This window comes from Streptomyces rubrogriseus, assembly GCF_027947575.1.
Classification (GTDB): Bacteria; Actinomycetota; Actinomycetes; order Streptomycetales; family Streptomycetaceae; genus Streptomyces; species Streptomyces rubrogriseus.
In genome coordinates, this window is sequence record NZ_CP116256.1 from 5,586,117 (window position 1) to 5,608,150 (window position 22,034).

Genomic DNA, 22,034 nt, shown 5'->3' on the forward strand with positions numbered 1-22,034 from the left:
CTTGTCGAGCGCGTCGGGCACACACGAGCGGTGGTACAGCCGGGGAAGTACGGCCGGTGGTGGTACGGCCGGGGTGTTCCGTTCGGGGGTCGGGGTGACGGCGGGCGGAGGTCCGGCGTCCTCCGCCCGCCGCCGTTCCGGTCGCCCCTGAGGGGGCGCCTCCCTCGGGAGGTGACCCCTCAGGGGCGGGTTAGCCCTAGGAGGGCAGTTCCTTGAGCTGGATGTTGCGGAAGGAGACCTGATCGTCGGCGCCGTGGTTCTGCAGGCCGATGTAGCCGTCGGTCAGGCTCCGCTCGGGGTCCTTGTTGGTGAAGTCGTTGATCTTGACTCCGTTGAGGAACACCTGGAGGCGTTCGCCCTGGACCTTGATCTCGTAGGAGTTCCACTGGCCGGGCGGCCGCAGAACCTGGTCACGGGCCTTGATGTTCGCCGCCTTGAAGGTGTAGATCGCACCGGTGGTGCGGTCCACGGCGTCCGTGGCGTCGATCTGGATCTCGTAGCCCTTGTTGACGGCGGACCAGGGGTCGTCGGAGGCCGGGAAGCCCACGAAGACGCCGGAGTTGTCGTCGCCCCGCATCTTCCAGTCGAGCTTGAGGGAGTACGACTTCAGTTCCTTGGCCTGGTACCAGAGCAGACCCATGCCGCCCTCGGACTCCAGGACGCCGTCCTTGACGTTGAACTTTCCGGGGCCGGCCTGCTTCCAGCCTTCCAGCGTCTGGCCGTTGAAGATGTCCCGGTAGCCCTTGCCGGGCTTGCAGTTCGCCTTGACCTGACCGGTGGCGTACTGCATGCCGCCGAGCAGGTGGCCGCGGAAGGTCTCGTCCGCGTAGGACTCCTTGGTGTGGCCGAGGCCGGTGTAGAAGGAGCGGCCGCCGCCGTAGGTCTGGCACCAGGCGATCGGGTGGTCGCCCTTCATGTTCCCGCCCTGGTAGGTGGTCTCGTCGAGGGTGGCGAGGACCTTGGCCTGTTCGCGCGGGTTGGTGCGGTAGTTGTACAGCTCGTCGGTGTGCTCCCAGGTGTCGTCCAGGTGCGCGGTGGCCGGGTGGTCGTGGTCCTCGACGCGGACGGTGGCCTTCTGGATGGCCGGGTGCGAGTCGAAGTAGGCGCCGACGAGGCCGCCGTAGAACTCCCAGTCGTACTCGGTGTCGGCGGCGGCGTGGATGCCCATGTAGCCGCCGCCGTTCTTGACGTAGTTCTCGAACGCCTTCTGCTGATCGGCGTTGAGTACGTCACCGGTGGTGGACAGGAAGGCGACCGCGTCGTACTTGGCGAGGTTGGCCGTGGTGAACTGTCCGGCCTCCTCGGTCGCGGTGACCGAGATGCCGGCCGGGGTGCCCAGCTCCTTCAGGGCGGCGATGCCCGCCGGGATGGAGTCGTGGCGGAAGCCCGCGGTCTTGGAGAAGACCAGGACCTTCTTGCCGGCCTTGAACGGCTCCGTGGAGAACTCGAAGTCGTCGATGTCGAACAGCGCGCCCTCGCCGCCCCTGAAGACCAGGTAGACGTCGGTGGTCTTCTTGGGCAGGGCCCGCAGCGGCACGTCGACGTTCTGGAAGGTCTCCCAGCTGCCGGTCGGCGGGATGTACGCCGAGCCGTGCAGCGGACCGGTGGGCGAGCCGGTGCGGACCTCGATGTAGCCGCCGGCGCCGCCGGAGGAGGCCCGTACGGTCAGCTTCTTCTGCCCGTCGAACTTGTAGGGGCTGAAGGAGATCCAGTCGCCGTCGTTGATGTCGCCGACGGTCTTGCCGCCGTTGGCGCCGGTCTTGTCGATCGGCGACACGCCCTGCTGGGTGCTGAAGTGCTCGGCCTGGCGGTGCGGGGGCTGGATCACGGTGCGGGCGGTGCCGGTCAGGGCCTCCTGGCCGTTCGCCCCGCCGTCGGTGTAGCTGGCGCCGACGACGCCGTAGATGTTGGCGTTGGGGTCGTGGCCGCCGTCGCCCGGCGGCGGGTTCAGGGTGCCCTCACAGCCCATCTCGCTGGTCAGCTCGTGGGCGTGGGAGTCGTGGCCGAGGCTGTAGGCGACCTTGACCCTGGAGCAGTCGACGGTCTCCTCGGGGTCGGTGACCTTCACCTTGAAGGGGATGGGCTGCCCCATGGGGAGCAGGGTGCCGTTGCCGGGGGTCTCGATGACCACCTTGGGCTCGGTGTTGCCGACCACGATGCGGACGCTGGCGTTGCCGGTGTTGCCCTCGGGGTCCTTGGCGGTGAAGGTCGCGGTGTAGGTGCCGACCTTCTTGTACTTGTGGGTGGGCGTGAGGCCCTCGCCCTTGGTGCCGTCGCCGAAGTCCCAGCTGTAGGTGAGGTCCGGGGAGTCGGCGTCCTTGGCGGTGGCGGTGAAGGCGACCTTCAGTCCGGCCGCGCCGGAGGTCTTGTCCGCGCTCACCTCGGCGATCGGGGAGAAGCCGTCCGCGGCGTTCTCGATCCGGTACAGGGCGGAGTCCTTGTCGCCCTGGAACCAGGACAGGCCGTAGTCCAGGACGTAGAGCGCGCCGTCGGGGCCGAACTCCATGTCCATGATCTGGGTGCCGGTCCACGGGAAGTCGTTGATCTTCGCGACCGCGCCGTCCTCGGTCTGCTCGATCCGCTTGATCCAGCGGCGGCCGAACTCTCCCGCGAAGAAGTCCCCGTCGTACTCCTCGGGGAACTTCACGCTGGAGTCGAGGTCCGGGTCGTAGCGGTAGACCGGGCCGCCCATCGGGGACTCGGAGCCGCTGCCGAACTCGGGCACGGAGTCGTCGTCGTAGGGGATCCACGCGGCCTGCGCCGGCGGCAGGTCGGTGAGACCGGTGTTGTGCGGCGAGGTGTTCTTCGGGGCCGCGCAGTCGAAGGTCTCGCCGGAGGTCTTGGTGGCGAAGTCGTAGTCGACGTACGGGTCGTTGTCGCCGGTGCAGAAGGGCCAGCCGAAGTTGGCGGCCTTGGTGACCTTGGCGAACTCGACCTGTCCGGCCGGACCGCGCTTCGGGTCGGCGGCGCCGGCGTCGGGGCCGTAGTCGCCGACGTAGACCGTGCCGGTCTTCTTGTCGACGCTGATCCGGAACGGGTTGCGGAAGCCCATCGCGTAGATCTCGGGCCGGGTCTTCTCGGTGCCGGGCTCGAAGAGGTTGCCCTCCGGGATGGTGTACGAGCCGTCCTCGGCGACCTTGATGCGCAGCAGCTTGCCGCGCAGGTCGTTGGTGTTGCCGGCGCTGCGGCGGGCGTCGAAGGCCGGGTTGCGGTCGGCGCGCTCGTCGATCGGCGTGTAGCCGTCGGAGGCGAACGGGTTGGTGTCGTCGCCGGTGGAGAGGTAGAGGTTGCCCTCGGCGTCGAAGGCGATGTCGCCGCCGACGTGGCAGCAGGTGCCGCGGGAGGCCGCGACGTCCAGGACCTTCTTCTCGCTGGCCATGTTCAGCGTGCCGTTGGCGTTCAGGACGAAGCGGGAGAGGCGGTTGACTCCGTCGAACGGCTTGAAGTCCTCGGCGGTGCCGTTCTCCGGGGCGTCGCCCGCGGGGGTGTCGAGCGGCGGGGCGTAGTAGAGGTAGATCGCCCGGTTGTTCTCGAAGTCCGGGTCGATGCCTACGCCTTGGAGGCCCTCCTCGTCGTGGTTGTAGACGGGGATCTTGCCGGCCACCTTGGTGACGCCGCCCTGGTCGGTCAGGCGCAGTGTGCCGTCGCGGGCGGTGTGCAGGACGCTGCGGTCCGGGAGCACCGCGAGCGACATCGGCTCGCCCATCTCGGGCTCGCCCTTGGCGAGCGGTACCTGCTGGAACTGCCCCTCGGCGGCGGCCGCCGTCTCGTCGTGCTCCGGGTGGCCCGGATGGGCGCCGGCGACGGTCGCCGGGGTGCCCACGGCCAGCAGCAGGCCGGTGAACAGGGCGAGGGTGGTGCGAAGCCTGGGGCGCCTCGCGGTGCTGGTGCTTTTGAGTCTGGTTCTGTGCACGAAGTCCCTCCGGGAACGGGTGGGCCGTACGGGATGGGTGCGAAGACGTGCGATGCGGGCGCCGGGGTGCGCCGTCACCCCGGAGGCGTGAGTGTCCTGAACACTTCAGGGACGGTAACCGCGTTCTTCCGGGGCGAACACCCCTTGGACCGGAGCTGGTTGAACTTTTTCCCAACTCAGGACAAAGCGGGATTCGGGCAGGCCGGACCGGGGACCGGCGGGTGGTCCGGTCCCCGTCCCGGCCTGCGGTCGGGCGCGAGCGGATCAGCTGAGGGAGAGGTGCGGATCAGCTGTTGAAGGCCGCGTCGAAGGACGCGCTGGGCGGCTCGAAGTCGAAGGCCTTGAGCCGGGTGAGGGCCTCGGGCGCGCCTTGCAGCCGGTCCATGCCGGCGTCCTCCCATTCGACGGAGACGGGCCCCTGGTAGTCGATGGAGCGCAGCATGCGGAAGACGTCCTCCCAGGGGACGTCGCCGTGCCCGGCCGACACGAAGTCCCAGCCGCGCCGCGGGTCGCCCCACGGCAGGTGGGAGCCGAGCCGCCCGTTGCGGCCGTCCAGGCGCTTGCGGGCCTCCTTGCAGTCGACGTGGTAGATGCGGTCGCGGAAGTCCCACAGGAAGCCGACGGGGTCGAGGTCCTGCCAGACGAAGTGGGAGGGGTCGAAGTTGAGGCCGAAGGCGGGCCGGTGGCCGACCGCCTCCAGGGCCCGCTGCGTGGTCCAGTAGTCGTAGGCGATCTCGCTGGGGTGCACCTCGTGGGCGAACCGCACGCCCTCGGCGTCGAAGACGTCCAGGATCGGGTTCCAGCGGTCCGCGAAGTCCTGGTAGCCGCGCTCGATCATGGACTCGGGCGCCGGCGGGAACATGGCGACCAGGTGCCAGATCGCCGAGCCGGTGAAGCCGATGACGGTGTCGACGCCGAGCCGGGCGGCGGCGCGCGCGGTGTCCTTGATCTCGGCGGCGGCGCGCTGCCGTACGCCCTCCGCGTCGCCGTCGCCCCAGATGCGGGCGGGCAGGATGGCCTCGTGGCGCTCGTCGATGATGGCGTCGCAGACGGCCTGGCCGACCAGGTGGTTGGAGATGGCCCAGCACTTGAGGCCGTACTTGTCGAGCAGCTGGTGCCGGGAGTCCACGTAGGACGGGTCCGCCAGGGCCTTGTCGACCTCGAAGTGGTCGCCCCAGCAGGCGAGTTCCAGGCCGTCGTAGCCGAAGTCGCGGGCGAGTCGGCAGACCTCCTCCAGCGGCAGGTCCGCCCACTGTCCGGTGAAGAGCGTGAAGTTGCGTGGCATGGCGCTGCCGGCCTCCTCAGGGGGTGATCGGGGTGTAGACGGAGTTCTTCTCGGCGCTCTCCTCCACGGCGGCGAGCACGCGCTGCACCTGCAGCCCGTCCGCGAAGGAGGGTTCGGGGCCCCGGCCTTCGGCGACGGCGTGCACGAGGTCGCGCGCCTGGTGCACGAAGGTGTGCTCGTAGCCGAGTCCGTGGCCCGGCGGCCACCAGGCGTCCAGGTAGGGGTGTCCGGGTTCGGTGACCAGGATCCGGCGGAACCCGGCGTGCTCCCCGGGCTCGGTGCCGTCGTGGTAGGACAGCTCGTTGAGCCGTTCCAGGTCGAAGGCGAGTGAGCCGCGCTCGCCGTTGAGTTCGATGCGCAGGGCGTTCTTGCGGCCGGTGGCGTAGCGGGTGGCCTCGAAGGAGACCAGGGCCCCGGAGGTGAGGCGGCCGGTGAACACGGCGGCGTCGTCGACGGTCACCTGCCCCGTCACCCCGTCCGCCGGACCCGCGGACAGACCCCGGGGCGCGCCGGCGGGCAGCGGGCGTTCCCGTACGAAGGTCTCGGTGAGGGCGGAGACGCCCGCGATCCGCTCGCCCGACAGGTACTGGGCGAGGTCGACGATGTGGGCGCCCAGGTCGCCGAGCGCCCCCGACCCGGCCAGCTCCTTGCGCAGCCGCCAGGTGAGCGGTGACTTCGGGTCGACCAGCCAGTCCTGGAGGTAGGTCACCCGCAGGTGCCGCAGCCGGCCGACGCGGCCCTCGGCGACCATCCGCCGGGCCAGCGCGGTGGCGGGAACCCGGCGGTAGTTGAAGCCGACCATCGCCAGCTGGCCCCGGGCCGCGGCCTCGTCGGCGGCGCGGGTCATCGCCTGCGCCTCCTCGACGGTGTTGGCCAGCGGCTTCTCGCACAGCACGTGCTTTCCGGCGGCGAGCGCGGCCAGCGCGATCTCGGCGTGGCTGTCGCCGGGGGTGCAGATGTCGACGAGGTCGATGTCGTCCCGTTCGACCAGGGTCCGCCAGTCGGTCTCGGTGCTCGCCCAGCCGTGCCGGTCGGCCGCCAGGCGGACGGCGTCGGCGTCCCGCCCGCAGATCGCGGCCAGCACCGGGTTCAGCGGCAGGTCGAAGACCCGGCCGGCGGTGCGCCAGCCCTGGGAGTGGGCGGCCCCCATGAAGGCGTAGCCGACCATGCCGACCCGCAGGGGCGGTCTGGTCGCGGACGCCCCCGTCGCCGCCCCGGCCCCGGTATCGGTCCCGGCACCGGTCCCGGTATCGGTCCCGCTGTCGGTCCCGGCGGCTGCCTCCTCGGCGCCGGCCCCCTCGGGCTGCTGCGGCTGTCCCATGCGGATGTCCTCCTCGTCGTGGTGGCGCGGTGGGGTGGGCCCCGCCCCGGCGGCGGCTGGTCAGGCCGCTGCCGGAGCGGCAGCCCTCACTTGAAGCCCGTGGACATGTACTGGTCGACGTTGTCCTTGTCGACGACGGCCGAGTAGCAGGTGACGGTCGAGGGGATCTCGAACTCGGCGAGACCGCTGACGCCCTTGCCCTGCCCGAGGGCGCGGGCCAGGTCGATCGCGGAGGCGGCCATGGTCGGCGGGTAGAGCACCGTCGCCTTGAGTACGCCGCTGTCGGCCTTGATGGCCTGGAAGGCGGAGAGCGCGCCCGCGCCGCCGACCATCAGGAAGTCGTCGCGACCGGCCTGCTCGATGGCGCGCAGCGCGCCCACGCCCTGGTCGTCGTCGTGGTTCCACAGGGCGTCGAAGTCCGACTGGGCCTGGAGCAGCTGGGCCATCTTGGCCTGGCCGGACTCGACGGTGAACTCGGCGGCCTGGCGGGCCACCTTCTTGATGTTCGGGTAGTTCTTCAGGCCGTCGTCGAAGCCCTGGGTGCGCTGCTGGGTCAGTTCCAGGTTGTCGATGCCGGCCAGCTCGATGACCTTGGCGTCCGACTTGTCCTTGAGCTTCTCGCCGATGTAGTGGGCGGCGTTGAGACCCATGCCGTAGTTGTCGCCGCCGACCCAGCAGCGGTAGGCCTGGGGGCTGTTGAAGATCCGGTCGAGGTTGACGACCGGGATGCCCGCCCGCATCGCCTTCAGACCGACCTGGGTGAGGGCCTTGCCGTCGGCCGGCAGGATGACCAGGACGTCGACCTTCTTGTTGATGAGGGTCTCGATCTGGCCGATCTGCTGCGCGGTGTCGTTGGAGCCCTCGGTGATCTCCATGGTGATCTCGGAGTACTTCTCGGCGCGCTTCTTGGCCTGCTCGTTGACGGCGTTGAGCCAGCCGTGGTCGGCCTGCGGGCCGGCGTAGCCGATGGTGACCGGCTTGCCGGGCTTGTCGTCGGCGGCCGGCTGGGTGTCCGCGGCGGCCTTGTCGTCGCCGCCGTCGGGGTCGTTGCTGGTGCACCCGGCGAGGACGGCACCGGCGGACACGGCGGCGGCCCCGAAGAGCATCCCTCTGCGACTCGTGAGCTTCGTCATGACGGTGAACCCTTTCCTCAATGCGTGCTTGCGGTACGGCGCTGGACCAGCACGGCGGCGACGATGATCGCGCCCTTGGCGATCTGCTGGACGTCGCTCTGCAGGTTGTTCAGGGCGAAGATGTTGGTGATCGTGGTGAAGATCAGGACGCCGAGCACGGAGCCGAGGATGTGGCCCCGGCCGCCGGTCAGCAGCGTTCCGCCGATGATCGCGGCGGCGATGGCGTCGAGTTCGTAGAGGTTGCCGTTGGTGTTCTGGCCGGAGCCGGCGAGGGCCACCAGCAGGAAGGCGGCGATGCCGCAGCACAGCCCGGACAGCAGGTAGAGGTAGAGCCGCTGGCGGCGGACGTCGATGCCGGCCAGCCGGGCGGCCTCGGCGTTGCCGCCGACGGCGACGGTGCGGCGGCCGAAGGTGGTCCGGTTCAGGACCAGCCAGCCGACGACGGTGACGGCCGCGAAGACCAGCACCAGCGGCGGTATGCCGAGCACGTACGAGTCGCGCTCGGCGAGGTCGAGGACGCTCGGGACGGTGACGACCTGGGTGCGGCCGTCGGTGATCTGGAGCGCGAGTCCGCGCGCCGAGGCCAGCATCGCCAGGGTGGCGATGAAGGGGACCATCCCGCCGAAGGAGATGAGCAGGCCGTTGACCAGGCCGCAGCCGACACCGACCACGATCGCCGTGAAGAGGATGCCGGCGAAGCCGTACTCCTGGGTGGCCACCGTGGTCGCCCACACCGAGGAGAGGGCGACGATGGCGCCGACCGACAGGTCGATGCCGCCGGAGATGATCACGAAGGTGACACCGACGGTGACGATGCCGATCACCGACGCCTGGGTGAGCACCAGTTGCAGGTTGCGGGTGTCGAGGAACGCGTCGGGCTGGGTGATGCCGCCGATGAGGACGAGGGCGGCGAGCACACCGAGCAGGGTGAGGGTGCGGACGTCGGCGCGGCCCAACCGGACCCGCCAGGCGGGCGGACCCTCCACGGGTGCCGCCTTGTCGGTGCTGCCCCGTGGCGGGGACACGTGCTGCGTCATGACGCCGGGCTTCCTTCCATCACGAGGTCGAGTACGCGGTGTTCGTCGAGTTCGCGGGCGGGGGCCTCGTGCACGACGCGGCCCTCGCGCAGCACCAGTACGCGGTCGGCGAGGCCCAGCACTTCAGGCACCTCGCTGGAGACCAGCAGGACGGCGAGGCCCTCGTCGGCGAGGCGCCGGATGACGGCGTACAACTCGGCGCGGGCGCCGACGTCGACGCCGCGGGTGGGTTCGTCGAGCAGCAGGACCCGGCAGCCGCGCAGCAGCCAGCGGGCGAGGACCGCCTTCTGCTGGTTGCCGCCGGACAGGGTGCGCACGGGCACGGCGGGGTTGTCGGGCCGCAGCGACAGCTCGCGGGTCGCCTTGTGCGCCGCGCCGAGTTCGGCGCCGCGGTCGATCCAGCCGCCGCGCGAGAAGCGGGACATGGCCGAGACCGACACGTTGCGGGTGACGGACTCCAGCATCAGCAGGGCCTGGGCCTTGCGTTCCTCGGGGGCGAGCCCCAGCCCGGCGCGGACCGCGGCCCGCACGCTGCCGGGCCTGAGCGGCCGCCCGTCGACGAGGACCTGGCCGGTGCTCGCCTTGCGGGCGCCGTAGACCGTCTCCAGGATCTCGGAGCGGCCGGAGCCGACCAGCCCCGCGAGGCCGACGATCTCGCCGGGCCGCACCTCCAGGTCGAGGTGGGCGAACTCCCCTTCCCGGGACAGTCCCTTGACGCTCAGCACGGGTTCACCCGCGGGCGGTGCGGTGGGCCGGTCCGGGAAGACGTACTCGACGTTGCGGCCGGTCATCAGCGCCACCACCTCGCTGGTCGGCGTCGACTCGGCGGGCAGCCCGCCGGCCACCGCGCGGCCGTCCTTGAGGACGGTGACCCGGTCGCCGATGCGGCGGATCTCCTCCAGGCGGTGCGAGATGTAGACGACGGCGACTCCGTCGGCGGTGAGGTCGGCGACGATGCGGAAGAGGTTGTCGACCTCGTCCGGGTCGAGCGCGGCGGACGGCTCGTCCATCACGATCAGCCGTACGTCGTGCGACAGCGCCCGTGCCATGGACACGATCTGCTGCTGCGCCGCCGACAACTCCCCGACCAGCCGCCCCGGGTCGACCTCGGGGTGCCCGAGCCGCTTGAGCAGCGCGGCCGTCGACGCCTTGGCCGCCCTCCCCCGTACGACGAAGCCGGCGGCGGTCGGCTCGTGACCGAGGTGGACGTTCTCGGCGACCGACAGGTGCTCGACCAGGTCGAGTTCCTGGTAGATGGTGGCGATGCCCAGTCGCATGGCCGCGATGGGCGAGCGCAGGGTGACCTCCTCGCCGCGCCAGCGGATGGTGCCGGTGTCGGGCTGGTGGGCGCCGGCCAGCACCTTGATGAGGGTGGACTTCCCGGCGCCGTTCTGGCCGAGGAGGCAGTGCACCTCACCGGCCTGGACGTCGAGGTCGACGCCGTCGAGGGCCCGGACTCCGGGGAACGACTTGGTGATGCCGGACATGCTGAGCAGCGGTGGTTCTGGTGCCATGTGAGGTCCCCTCGGCGGGCGTGCGGGCCGGTGTCAGGGCAGAGCAGTGCTGGGCAGGGCAGAGCAGGGATGGACGGAACAGGGCATATCGGGGTAGAGCGCTGTGCCGGACGGAACTGTGAAGCCGTGGAGCCGTGGAGATATGCGGATATGGAGCCGTGGAGATATGGAGCCGTGGAGCCTGGTGCGCGGAAAAGTAGAGGTGGCTACGCGGGTGAGAACAGGTGGTCGCTGATCAGCCGGGCCGCGCCGATGACTCCGGCGGTGGGGCCCAACTCCCCCAGTACGATGGGCAGGTTGCCGGTCGCCAGGGGCAGCGACTGGCGGTAGACCTGGGTGCGGATCGCGGCGAGCAGGTTGTGGCCGAGGCCGGTCACCCCGCCGCCGATCACCACCAGGCCCGGGTTGAAGAAGCTGACCAGTCCGGCGATGACCTGGCCGGTGCTGCGGCCGCCCTCCCGGATCAGGTCCAGTGCGGTGGCGTCGCCCGCGGCCGCCGCGGCGGCGACGTCGGCGGCGCTGAGGCCTCCGTTCGCCTCCAGCCGGTTCGCCAGCTCGGCCGACTGCCCCTGCTCGGCGGCCTCCGTGGCGTCGCGGGCCAGGGCCGCGCCGCTGAAGTGGGCCTCCAGACAGCCGCGGTTGCCGCAGGCGCACTGGCGTCCGTCGGGCACCGCCTGGATGTGCCCGATGTCGCCCGCGCTGCCGGTCGTACCGCGGTAGACCTCCCCGCCGACGACGATGCCGCAGCCGATGCCGGTACCGATCTTGACGACGAGGAAGTCGTGCTGGGTGCGGGCGACGCCCGCGTGCTGCTCACCCAGCGCCATCAGGTTCACGTCGTTGTCGACCATGACCGGGCAGCCGAGTTCCTGGCTGAGCGCCTCCCGTACGGGGAAGCCGTCCCAGCCCGGCATGATCGGCGGAGCCACCGGCACGCCCTCGGGGAAGCGGACCGGCCCCGGGACGCCGATGCCGGCGCCGTCGAAGCCCTCCGCGAGCCCGGAGGCGCGCAGCTTCGCGGCCATGGCGAGCACCTGCTCGAAGACCGCGACCGGGCCCTCGCGCACGTCCAGTGGCTGGTTGATGTGCCCGAGGATCTCCAGCTCGGCGTTGGTGACGGCGACGTCGACCGAGGTCGCGCCGATGTCGACGCCGAGGAAGCGCAGTTCGGGGTTGAGGCGGACGTTGTGGCTGCGGCGCCCGCCGCGCGAGGCGGCGAGTCCGTCGGCCACGACGAGTCCGGTCTCCAGCAGCCGGTCCACCTCGACGGCCAGCTTGGACCTGGAGAGGTCGACCTGGTCGCCCAGCTGGGCGCGGGAGTTGGGCCCTCCGTCGCGCAACAGCTGGAGCAGTCGCGCCTGGTGGGTGTTAGCGGGTCGTGCGGTCATGCGTCTCACGAGCCCCTCCCCGCCTCGATCGGCCTTGGGTCCGCCGGTTTCCGGCCACGTCCGCGACTTGTCGGCGTGGCTTGCTTTCGGAGGGAACGTAGCAGTGGGCGCCGGGTGTGGGAAGAAGTCACGCACGAATTGCTGCGAACTTTCTCCACTGAGTGGACAAAGAAGGGTGCGGCCCGGGACGGCCCGGGACACGACGAGGCCGCCCGGACCATGCGCCGGACGGCCTGTGAACCCGCTGCGAACGGGCTGTGATCTTACGATTCCCCGCGGGCGTGGTACGAGCGGCGGGTGTGCTCGGTGTGCTCGCGCATCAGCCGGGTCGCCGCCTGCTCGTCCCGTTCGGTGACGGCGGCGATCAGCCTGCGGTGCTCGATCCAGGACTGACGGCCGCGCTGGCGGGCGACCGGCGTGTAGTACCAGCGGACCCGGCGGTCGACCTGTGCGGCGAGTTCGGCGAGGACGGCGTTGCCCGCCAGCTCCATCACCTTGCCGTGGAAGCGGGCGTTGCAGGCGACGGCGGCGTCCACGTCCTCGGCGGCGACGGCCCGCTCCCCCTCCTCGCACAGCGCCTCCAGCGCCGCGATGCCCGCGCTGGAGGCGTTGGCCGCGGCGAGCCGGGCCGCCTCGGCCTCCAGGAGCGTACGCACCGTCAGGAGCTGGTCCGCCTCCTCCTCCGTCGGCTCGTGCACGAAGGCGCCCTGCGCGGGGCGCAGATCGACCCAGCCCTCGGTGTTGAGCCGCTGCAGTGCCTCGCGCACGGGCTGCCTCGACACCCCGAGGTGACCGGCGAGTTCGCTCTCGACGAGGTGCTGGCCGGGCTGGAGGGCCCGGGTGGTGATGAGTTCGAGCAGCGCCTCGTAGACACGGTCCCGCAGCGGGCCGGGCCGTTCGAGCCTGGGCACCGCGCCCTGCGGCAGTCCTGCGGACAACATCGGTCCCCCCTCGACGGCCGGAACACAATCAGTACGCGAAGTATTGATTGTCTTTCGTCTACAGTCTACGGCGCGCCCGGGCCATGACGCCGTGGGTGTAGGCCACGTCACACCGGGGGACGGTCCGGGACCTTCAGGGGCAGCGGACGACCTGTCCGGCGTAGGAGAGGTTGCCGCCGAAGCCGAAGAGCAGGGCCGGGTCGCCGGTGGTGATCTCGCCCCGCTCCACGAGCTTGGAGAGCGCCAGCGGGATGCTCGCCGCGGAGGTGTTGCCGGACTCGACGACGTCGCGGGCGACCACGGCGTTGACGGCGCCGATCTTCGCGGCGAGGGGTTCGACGATGCGCAGGTTGGCCTGGTGCAGGACGACCGCGGCGAGGTCGGCCGGCTCGAGACCGGACCGCTCGCAGGCCTGGCGCGCGATGGCCGGCAGCCGGGTGGTGGCCCAGCGGTAGACGCTCTGCCCCTCCTGTGCGAACCGCGGCGGCGTCCCCTCGATGCGGACCGCGTTGCCCATCTCGGGCACCGACCCCCACAGCACGGGACCGATCCCCGGCTGCTCGCCGGGAGCGCAGGCCTCGACGACGGCGGCCCCCGCCCCGTCGCCGACCAGCACGCAGGTGGTGCGGTCGGTCCAGTCGACGACCTCGGACATCTTGTCCGCGCCGACGACCAGCGCCCGGCTCGCGGAACCGGCCCGTACGGCGTGGTCGGCGGTGGCCAGGGCGTGGGTGAAGCCCGCGCACACGACGTTGAGGTCCAGCGCGGCCGGGCCGGGGATGCCGAGGCGGGCGGCGACGCGGGCGGCGGTGTTCGGGGAGCGGTCGATCGCGGTGGAGGTGGCGACCACGACCAGGTCCACGTCGGCGGGGGTGAGCCCGGCCGACGCGAGCGCCTTGGCGGCGGCGTGGCCGGCCAGCTCGTCGACCGGCTCGTCCGGTCCGGCGATCCGGCGCGCACGAATGCCCACCCGGCTCCGGATCCACTCGTCGCTGGTGTCGACCATGCCCGCCAGGTCCTCGTTGGTGAGGATCCGGGCGGGCTGGTAGTGGCCGACGGCGGTGATGCGGGAGCCTTGGTGCATGGGTGGAGTCCTCGCTGCCTCGGGGTACGGGATCCACCAGTGTGATCAGTGACCGACGGGTACGACGGCAGGTGATACGACAGGAAACCGGCGCCCGGCTTGTCGGCTTCGGTCAGCATCCCCGGCCGCCCCGGGCCGTCCGCCGGTCACCGGCCCGTGCGCTCACCCGGTGAAGAGCTGGGTCGCCTTCCGCACGAGTTCGTAGAGACCGTAGGCGAGCGGCACGCCCACCCACAGCCAGGTGAAGGCGATCAGCGGCCGCCGGTCGGGCGTCCCGGTGGCGTCAGGCGGACTCTGGCTGCGGTCGGGTGACATCGTTGCCCTCCTGCTGCGTCGGGGTGGCGGGTCGGTGGTGCCGGGCGTGGACAGGGCGGACGAGTTCGTTGGCCACGAAGCCGACGACCAGCAGTCCGATCATGATGAGGAAGGACGTGCCGTACAGGGCCGAGCCGTGCCGTCCGGCCTCCTCCTGGTGATCGGCGATCCAGTTCACGATCAGCGGCCCGAGGACACCGGCCAGCGACCAGGCGGTGAGCAGCCGCCCGTGGATCGCGCCGACCTGGTAGGTGCCGAAGAGGTCCTTGAGGTAGGCGGGGGCCGTGGCGAAGCCGCCGCCGTAGAAGGACACGACGACCAGGGCGCACAGCACGAACAGCGGTTTGGAGGAGTCGCCGAACAGCGCGATCAGGGTGTACATCAGCGCGCCGACGCCGAGGTACACGCGGTAGATGTTCTTGCGCCCGATCAGGTCGGAGGCGGAGGACCAGCCGAACCGGCCCGCCATGTTGGCCGCCGACAGCAGGGCCACGAAGCCGGCCGCGGCGGTCACGGACACCGGGGTGGAGGTGTCGGAGAAGAAGTCCGTGATCATCGGCGCGGCCTTCTCCAGGATGCCGATGCCGGCGGTGACGTTCATGCAGAGCACGATCCACAGCAGCCAGAACTGCGGGGTGCGCACGGCGGAGCGCGCCGAGACCTGGACCCCTTCGAGCGGGGCGGGGCGGCCGTCCGCCCGTTGCCTGGGCCGCGGCACCCGTACCAGCAGCACGCCGAGCAGCATGAAGACGGCGTACGTCAGTCCGTGGACGAGGAAGGCGAGGGCGATCCCCGAGTTGTCGGTGCCGAAGGACTTGAGCATCTGCGCCGACCAGGGCGAGGCGATGAGGGCGCCGCCGCCGAAGCCCATGATGGCGATGCCGGTGGCCATGCCCGGCCGGTCCGGGAACCACTTGATCAGCGTCGAGACGGGCGAGATGTAGCCGATGCCCAGGCCGATGCCGCCGACGAAGCCGTAGCCGAGGACGATCAGCCAGTACTGCTCCACGGCCGCGCCGAGCGCCGAGAGCAGGAAGCCGGAGGAGAAGCAGACCAGGGCGACGGTCATCGCCCAGCGCGGCCCGTGCCGTTCCACCAGCGTGCCGCCGAACGCGGCCGAGAGACCGAGCATGACGATGCCGAGCTGGAAGGGCAGCGCGCTCTGCGTGCCGCTGAGGCCGAGCGCGGACTCCAGGGGCGGTTTGAACACGGACCAGGCGTAGGCCTGGCCGATGGAGAGGTGGACCGAGAGAGCGGCCGGGGGAACGAGCCAGCGGCTCCAGCCCGGGGGTGCGACGGGGGGACTCATGGGTCCCCAACCGTAGGGATCCGGAAAGCGCTTGAGAAGACTGTTGAGCGGACAACTACAGAAGCCGATCATTCGACTACGGACCACCACCACTGCTGCACAAAGCCTTGCCGCCCCAACCTCCATACTGTAGACAATATTTCGTCGACAGACACTTCTCGGTTCCTCCTCGGTATCCCTCGACCGAACGGAGCTCCCCCGCCATGAAAGTCGCAGTCCTCGGCGCCGGGGCGATCGGCGCCTACGTCGGCGCCGCGCTCCACCGTGCGGGCGCCGACGTGCATCTCATCGCCCGTGGACCGCATCTGGCGGCCATGAGGCAGTACGGAGTACGGGTGCGCAGCCCGCGCGGCGACTTCACCGCGCATCCGCACGCCACCGACGACCCGGCCGAAGTCGGTCCGGTCGACTACGTGTTCCTGGGTCTGAAGGCCAACTCGTACGCGGCGTGCGGGCCGCTGATCGAGCCGCTGCTGCACCAGACCACGGCGATTGTGGCCGCCCAGAACGGCATCCCCTGGTGGTACTTCCACCGGCACGGCGGCCCCTACGACGGGCGCCGCCTCGAAAGCGTGGACCCGGCCGGCGCGGTCAGTGCGGTGCTCGCGCCCGAACGGGCCGTCGGCTGCGTCGTGTACGCGGCCACCGAACTGGAACAGCCGGGCGTCGTACGCCATGTGGAAGGCACCCGGTTCTCGGTCGGCGAGCCGGGCCGGGAGGTCTCGCCGCGGTGCACCGCGTTCAGCGAGGCGATGCGCTCGGGCGGACTGAAGTGCCCGGTCGAGCCGGACCTGCGGGGCGACATCTGGCTGAAGCTGCTGGGCAACATCTCCTTCAACCCGATCAGCGCCCTGGCCCGGGCCACCATGCGGCAGATGTGCCTGCACGGCGGCACCCGCGAGGTCATCGAAACCATGATGACCGAGACGCTGGCGGTCGCCGCGGCCCTCGGCTGCGAGGTCGGCGTCTCCATCGAACGCCGGCTCGCGGGCGCCGAGCGGGTGGGCGACCACCGCACCTCCACGCTCCAGGACCTGGAGCGCGGCAAGCCGCTCGAACTCGACGTGCTGCTGGCGGCCGTCGTCGAACTGGCGGAGATCACCGGGGTCCCGGTGCCCACCCTGCGCACCGTGCACGCCCTGTCGGACCTGCTCGCGCTGAGGAGCGCCGCATGAGGAAACGCGACCGAACCCCCAAGACCTACACCCGCCTCACCCACCCCCTGGTCCGGGACTCGCGCGACGCGCCGTTCCGCCGGGCGACCTGGGAGGAGGCCCTGGACCGCACGGCCCGGGGCCTGACGGCGGCGCGCGGCGCGTTCGGGATGTTCTCCTGCGCGCGGGCGACCAACGAGATGAACTACGTGGCCCAGAAGTTCGCCCGGGTGGTCATGGGCACCCACAACGTGGACTCCTGCAACCGCACTTGTCACGCACCGAGCGTGGCGGGCCTGTCGGCCGCCTTCGGCTCGGGCGGCGGCACCTCCTCCTACGAGGAGATCGAGCACACCGACGTCATCGTGATGTGGGGATCCAACGCCCGTTTCGCACACCCGATCTTCTTCCAGCACGTGCTGAAGGGCATACGGGGCGGCGCCCGCCTGTACGCGGTGGACCCGCGCCGCACCTCCACCGCCGAGTGGGCGGAGAGCTGGCTCGGACCGAACGTCGGCACGGACATCCCGCTGGCGCACGCGGTCGGCCGGGAGATCATCCACGCGGGCCTGGCCAACGAGGCGTTCATCGAACGCGCGACGACGGGCTACGACGACTACAAGGCCCTGGTCGAACCCTGGACCCTGTCCCTCGCCGAGAAGGTGACCGGCGTACCGGCCGCCGCCATCCGCGAACTGGCACACGCCTACGCCCGCGCCGAGCGCGCCCAGCTGTGCTGGACCCTCGGCATCACCGAGCACCACAACGGCACGGACAACGTCCGCGCCCTGATCAACCTCTCCCTGCTCACCGGCCACGTCGGCCGCTACGGCTCCGGTCTGCAACCGCTGCGCGGCCAGAACAACGTGCAGGGCGGCGGCGACATGGGCGCCATCCCCAATCGCCTCCCCGGCTTCCAGGACGTCCTCGACCCGGAGGTCCGCCGGAAGTTCGAGACGGCGTGGGACACGGTGGTCGAGCCGCGCCACGGCCTCACGCTGACGGAGATGTTCGAGGCGATGGACGAGGGCACGCTCCGCGCCGTCTACTGCATCGGCGAGAACCCGGCCCAGTCGGAGGCGGACGCCGAACAGGCGGTACGCCGTCTGCGCGCCCTGGATTTCCTGGTGGTCCAGGACATCTTCCTCACCAAGACCGCCGAACTGGCGGACGTGGTCCTGCCGGCCACGGCCGGCTGGGCGGAGACGGAGGGCACCACCACCAACAGCGAACGACGTGTACAACGCGTCCGCAGGGCCGTGACCCCGCCCGGCGAGGCCCGCGAGGACATCGACATCCTCTGCGACCTCGCGGCCCGCCTCGGCCACGACTGGAAGTACGACGACGCGGAGGCGGTCTGGAACGAGCTGCGCTCCCTCTCCCCCGACCACCACGGGATGACGTACGCCCGCCTCGATGAGCACCAGGGCATCCAGTGGCCGTGCCCGAGCACGGAGGGCCTGGAACCCACGTACCTGCACGGCAGGTTGTGGTCTGCGGACCCTGCCGACCGCGGCCGCCTCGCTCCCTTCGGACTCGTCCGGCACGACCCGCCGGTGGACCTCACCGACGAGCAGTACCCGATCCGGCTGACCACGGGACGCCGCCTCGACTCCTACAACACGGGGGTGCAGAGCGGCGGTTACGCCTCCCCGCTGCGCCGCGTCGAGTCCGTCGAACTCTGCCCGGAGGACGCCGAACGCTACGGCGTGGTGGTCGGCGAGGAGGTGCGGGTGACCTCACGACGCGGCTCGTTGCTGGCCCCCGTCTGGGTCGACACGGCCCTGCGCCCGGGCCTGGCCTTCATGAGCTTCCACTTTCCCGACGAGGTGGACACCAACCAGCTGACCATCGAGGCGAACTGTCCCATCGCCGGGACGGCGGAGTTCAAGGCCTCGGCGATCCGGATCGAGAAGGTGAGCACCGGTGGACCTGCGCTTCGGTGACAGCAAGCCCACGGACGAGGAACGCGCGGCCGTGGACGCCCTGCTCGGCCCGCCCGAGTCCTCCTGGGAGGGCGCGGACCGCTCCGACGCGGACCTCAGGTGGGCGCGCGGCGGCCGGGAGGCCCGGGACCGCCGCGACCAGCTCCTGCCGGCCCTGCACGCGCTCAACGACCGCGTCGGCTGGATCAGCGAGGGCGCCCTGGACTACGTGTGCCGCCGTCTGACCGTCCCCCCGGCCGAGGCCTACGGCGTGGCGACCTTCTACGCCATGTTCTCCGTCCGCCCCCGCCCGGCCACGGTCCTGCACGTCTGCACCGACCTGGCGTGCACGGCGGCGGGCTCGGGTGAGCTGTGTGCGGCGGTGGAGGCGCGCCTGGGCCCGGAGAGCGGCGTGAAGGTCGAGCGATCTCCCTGCTTGGGCCTGTGCGAACGGGCCCCGGCGACTTTGACGATCCGGGCGGGCCACCCAGCCCGTCCGGCGCTTGAGGGCGAGGCCGTCCAGGCCGAAGGCGGGGGTCCGGGGGCGGCAGCCGCCGGGGACGGGAACGGGAAGGGGCGGCGGGGGCGAAAAGCTCTCCACGCGACGGCGGTATGCGCCCCCGCGACCCCCGACCGGGCGGTCACGGCGGCCACCGCCCCCGAATCCGCCCCCACCGAACCGGCCCCCGAAGCCGCGGTCCCCCAGTCCGGCGACCCCACCCTCACCCTCCTCAGCCGCATCGGCACCGTCGACCCCACCTCCCTGGACGACTACCGCGCCCACGGCGGCTACACCGCCCTCCGCCGCGCCTTCGCCCTCGGCCCCGCCGCCGTCATCCGCGAGGTCACCGACGCCGGTCTGGTCGGCCGCGGCGGCGCCGCCTTCCCCACCGGCCGCAAGTGGCAGGCGACGGCCGCCCAGCCCGACCACCCGCACTACCTGGTCTGCAACGCCGACGAATCCGAACCGGGCACCTTCAAGGACCGCGTCCTGATGGAGGGCGACCCGTACGCCCTGGTCGAAGCCATGACGATCGCGGCCTACGCGACCGGCGCCCACCGGGGTTACCTCTACCTCCGCGGCGAGTACCCGCGCGCGCTGGCCCGCCTCACCCACGCCATCGAGCAGGCCCGCACCCGCGGCCTCCTCGGCGACGACGTCCTCGGCCAGGGCTACGCCTTCGACATCGAGATCCGGCGCGGCGCGGGCGCGTACATCTGCGGCGAGGAGACGGCCCTGTTCAACTCCATCGAGGGCCACCGCGGCGAGCCGCGCTCCAAGCCGCCGTTCCCGGTCGAGAAGGGCCTGTTCGGCAAGCCCACGGTCGAGAACAACGTGGAGACCCTGGTCAACGTCCTGCCCATCCTGACGATGGGCGCCGAGGCGTACGCCGCGATCGGCACTCCGACGTCCACCGGCCCCAAGCTGTTCTGCGTGTCCGGCTCCGTGGCCCGCCCCGGCGTCTACGAACTCCCCTTCGGCGCCACGCTGGGCGAGCTGCTCACCCTCGCCGGGGTCCGCGACAACCTCCGCGCGGTCCTGCTCGGCGGCGCCGCCGGCGGCTTCGTCCGCCCCGACGAACTGGACATCCCGCTCACCTTCGAAGGCACCCGCGAGGCGGGCACGACCCTGGGCTCCGGCGTCGTCATGGCCTTCGACGACACGGTCCCGCTCCCCCGCCTGCTGCTGCGGATCGCCGAGTTCTTCCGCGACGAGTCGTGCGGTCAGTGCGTGCCGTGCCGGGTCGGGACCGTCCGCCAGGAGGAGGCGCTGCACCGGATCGCCGACCGCACGGGCGCCGCGGCGGCCGACGACATCGCCCTGCTCCGCGAGGTGGGCCGCGCGATGCGGGACGCCTCGATCTGCGGTCTGGGGCAGACCGCGTGGAACGCCGTGGAATCCGCCATCGACCGTCTGGGGGCGTACGAATGACCGCGATACCGCTCGGAGTGCCGCGCCGCCTGGTGGAGTTCACCCTGGACGGGCAGGAGGCCCGGGTTCCCGAAGGGTCCACGATCCTCGACGCCTGCCGGGCCGCCGGGAAGGACGTCCCGACCCTGTGCGAGGGCGACACGCTGACCCCGAAGAACGCCTGCCGGGTCTGCGTGGTGGACGTGGAGGGCGCCAGGACCCTCGCGCCGGCCTGCTCGCGCAAGGCGGAGCCCGGCATGGTGGTGCGCACGGACACCGAGCGCGCCCGGCACAGCCGCAAGGTCGTCCTCGAACTCCTCGCCTCCTCGGTCGATCTCTCCACCACCCCTTCGGTCGCCCAGTGGATCAAGGAGTACGAGGCGAAGCCCGACCGCTTCGGCCCGGACGCGGCGCGCGTCGACGAGGAACCACGTGTCGACAACGACCTCTACGTGCGCGACTACGGCAAGTGCATCCTCTGCTACAAGTGCGTGGACGCCTGCGGCGACCAGTGGCAGAACAGCTTCGCCATCTCCGTCTCCGGCCGCGGCTTCGACGCCCGGATCTCGGTCGAGCACGACGGCCCGCTGACCGACTCGGCGTGCGTCTACTGCGGCAACTGCATCGAGGTGTGCCCCACCGGGGCCCTGTCCTTCAAGTCCGAGTTCGACATGCGGGCGGCGGGCACCTGGGACGAGGAGCGGCAGACCGAGACGACGACGGTGTGCGCGTACTGCGGCGTGGGCTGCAACCTCACGCTCCATGTGCAGGACAATGAGATCGTCAAGGTCACCTCTCCGCACGACAATCCGGTGACCCACGGCAACCTGTGCATCAAGGGCCGCTTCGGCTACCAGCACGTACAGAACCGGGACTGACCGGCACACCGACCGGCGCAAGGGGCACGACATGGGACGAGTCACGGAACGACGCAAGGTCATCCGCATCAGGGACGGGGCGGTCTCCACCCGGCCGGACACGCTCGTCGCCGAGGAGCCGCTGGAGATCCGGCTGAACGGCAAACCGCTCGCCATCACGATGCGCACCCCCGGCGACGACTTCGCGCTGGCGGCGGGCTTCCTGGTGAGCGAGGGCGTGCTGGCCGAGCAGGGTGACCTGCAGAACATCGTGTACTGCGCGGGTGCGACGGTCGACGGCTCCAACACCTACAACGTGGTCGACGTGAAGACCGCCCCCGGTGTGCGGGTCCCCGACATCACGCTGGAGCGGAACGTCTACACCACCTCCTCCTGCGGCCTGTGCGGCAAGGCGAGCCTGGACGCGGTGCGTACGACGGCCCGCTGGCCCATCGCCGACACACCCCCGGTCCGCGTCACCCCGGAACTCCTCGCGGACCTCCCCGACCGGCTGCGCGCCTCCCAGCGGGTCTTCGACCGCACGGGCGGGCTGCACGCGGCGGCGCTGTTCACCGAGGACGGCGAGCTGGTGGACGTACGGGAGGACGTGGGCCGGCACAACGCGGTCGACAAGCTGGTCGGGCGCGCCCTGCAGAACGGGGACCTGCCGCTGTCCCGGTCCGTGCTGCTGGTGTCGGGCCGGGCCTCCTTCGAGCTGGCGCAGAAGGCCGTGATGGCCGGCATCCCGGTGCTGGCCGCGGTCTCCGCGCCGTCCTCGCTGGCCGTGGACCTGGCCGCCGAGACCGGACTGACCCTGGTGGGCTTCCTGCGCGGCAGCTCCATGAACGTGTACGCGGGTGAGGACCGGGTCGCCCTGCGGGCCGCGGTCGCCCAGGGCTGACCCCCCTCCCCGCGGCACGGCGGCGGGGCTCCTGCCGGGCGGGGA

At 71.3% G+C, this 22,034-nt stretch carries 16 protein-coding genes; 5 read left to right on the plus strand and 11 right to left on the minus strand.

Annotation, left to right across the window (positions count from 1 at the left end):
• Positions 1 to 196: 196 nt before the first annotated feature.
• The 11 genes from Sru02f_RS25500 to Sru02f_RS25550 all read right to left on the minus strand — a co-directional run bounded on the left by Sru02f_RS25500 (position 197) and on the right by Sru02f_RS25550 (position 15,240).
• Positions 197 to 3,913: a ThuA domain-containing protein gene (locus Sru02f_RS25500; protein WP_109028548.1), complete on the minus strand. Its 3,717-nt coding sequence runs from the start codon at positions 3,911 to 3,913 to the stop codon at positions 197 to 199.
• A 286-nt stretch (positions 3,914 to 4,199) separates the two neighbouring features.
• Complete coding sequence (locus tag Sru02f_RS25505; RefSeq protein ID WP_007389000.1) at positions 4,200 to 5,198, minus strand: sugar phosphate isomerase/epimerase family protein; 999 nt, start codon at positions 5,196 to 5,198, stop codon at positions 4,200 to 4,202.
• Between the two features lie 16 nt (positions 5,199 to 5,214).
• Positions 5,215 to 6,519: a Gfo/Idh/MocA family protein gene (locus Sru02f_RS25510; protein ID WP_109028547.1), complete on the minus strand. Its 1,305-nt coding sequence runs from the start codon at positions 6,517 to 6,519 to the stop codon at positions 5,215 to 5,217.
• Between the two features lie 86 nt (positions 6,520 to 6,605).
• On the minus strand, positions 6,606 to 7,652 hold the full coding sequence (locus tag Sru02f_RS25515) for a substrate-binding domain-containing protein (protein WP_109028546.1): 1,047 nt from the start codon (positions 7,650 to 7,652) through the stop codon (positions 6,606 to 6,608).
• 17 nt (positions 7,653 to 7,669) lie between these two features.
• Entirely contained in the window at positions 7,670 to 8,689 is a 1,020-nt protein-coding gene (locus tag Sru02f_RS25520) for an ABC transporter permease (protein ID WP_003972411.1), read from the minus strand.
• Positions 8,686 to 10,203: a sugar ABC transporter ATP-binding protein gene (locus tag Sru02f_RS25525; RefSeq protein WP_109028545.1), complete on the minus strand. Its 1,518-nt coding sequence runs from the start codon at positions 10,201 to 10,203 to the stop codon at positions 8,686 to 8,688. The genes Sru02f_RS25520 and Sru02f_RS25525 overlap by 4 nt, the downstream gene beginning before the upstream one ends.
• A 206-nt stretch (positions 10,204 to 10,409) precedes the next feature.
• Positions 10,410 to 11,591, minus strand: coding sequence for an ROK family transcriptional regulator (locus tag Sru02f_RS25530; protein ID WP_109028544.1), 1,182 nt, complete (start codon positions 11,589 to 11,591; stop codon positions 10,410 to 10,412).
• Positions 11,592 to 11,854: 263 nt separating this feature from the next.
• Positions 11,855 to 12,532, minus strand: coding sequence for a GntR family transcriptional regulator (locus tag Sru02f_RS25535; protein WP_003972414.1), 678 nt, complete (start codon positions 12,530 to 12,532; stop codon positions 11,855 to 11,857).
• A 133-nt stretch (positions 12,533 to 12,665) separates the two neighbouring features.
• Positions 12,666 to 13,616, minus strand: a complete 951-nt coding sequence (locus Sru02f_RS25540) for a beta-ketoacyl-ACP synthase III (RefSeq protein WP_109028543.1) — start codon at positions 13,614 to 13,616, stop codon at positions 12,666 to 12,668.
• A gap of 162 nt (positions 13,617 to 13,778) precedes the next feature.
• Positions 13,779 to 13,931: an MFS transporter small subunit gene (locus tag Sru02f_RS25545; RefSeq protein WP_167469203.1), complete on the minus strand. Its 153-nt coding sequence runs from the start codon at positions 13,929 to 13,931 to the stop codon at positions 13,779 to 13,781.
• A complete protein-coding gene (locus Sru02f_RS25550) occupies positions 13,900 to 15,240 on the minus strand; it encodes an OFA family MFS transporter (protein ID WP_109028542.1) in 1,341 nt (446 codons plus the stop codon). Before Sru02f_RS25550 ends, Sru02f_RS25545 begins: the two co-directional genes overlap by 32 nt.
• Positions 15,241 to 15,443: 203 nt before the next feature.
• Here Sru02f_RS25550 and Sru02f_RS25555 point away from each other — a divergent pair, with 203 nt between their 5' ends.
• Genes Sru02f_RS25555 through fdhD form a run of 5 tightly spaced genes read left to right on the plus strand, consistent with a single transcriptional unit; the run spans position 15,444 to position 21,989 of the window.
• Complete coding sequence (locus Sru02f_RS25555) at positions 15,444 to 16,415, plus strand: 2-dehydropantoate 2-reductase (RefSeq protein WP_109028541.1); 972 nt, start codon at positions 15,444 to 15,446, stop codon at positions 16,413 to 16,415.
• Positions 16,412 to 18,340: a molybdopterin oxidoreductase family protein gene (locus tag Sru02f_RS25560; protein ID WP_109028540.1), complete on the plus strand. Its 1,929-nt coding sequence runs from the start codon at positions 16,412 to 16,414 to the stop codon at positions 18,338 to 18,340. Before Sru02f_RS25555 ends, Sru02f_RS25560 begins: the two co-directional genes overlap by 4 nt.
• Positions 18,321 to 20,252, plus strand: a complete 1,932-nt coding sequence (locus Sru02f_RS25565) for an NAD(P)H-dependent oxidoreductase subunit E (protein ID WP_109028539.1) — start codon at positions 18,321 to 18,323, stop codon at positions 20,250 to 20,252. Before Sru02f_RS25560 ends, Sru02f_RS25565 begins: the two co-directional genes overlap by 20 nt.
• Positions 20,249 to 21,109 (plus strand): 2Fe-2S iron-sulfur cluster-binding protein, encoded by an 861-nt coding sequence (locus Sru02f_RS25570; protein WP_109028538.1) that lies wholly within the window; start codon positions 20,249 to 20,251, stop codon positions 21,107 to 21,109. The genes Sru02f_RS25565 and Sru02f_RS25570 overlap by 4 nt, the downstream gene beginning before the upstream one ends.
• Positions 21,110 to 21,140: 31 nt before the next feature.
• Positions 21,141 to 21,989 carry a formate dehydrogenase accessory sulfurtransferase FdhD gene (gene fdhD, locus Sru02f_RS25575; RefSeq protein WP_109028537.1) on the plus strand — a complete coding sequence of 283 codons (849 nt, stop codon included), beginning with the start codon at positions 21,141 to 21,143 and terminating at the stop codon, positions 21,987 to 21,989.
• Positions 21,990 to 22,034 lie beyond the last annotated feature (45 nt).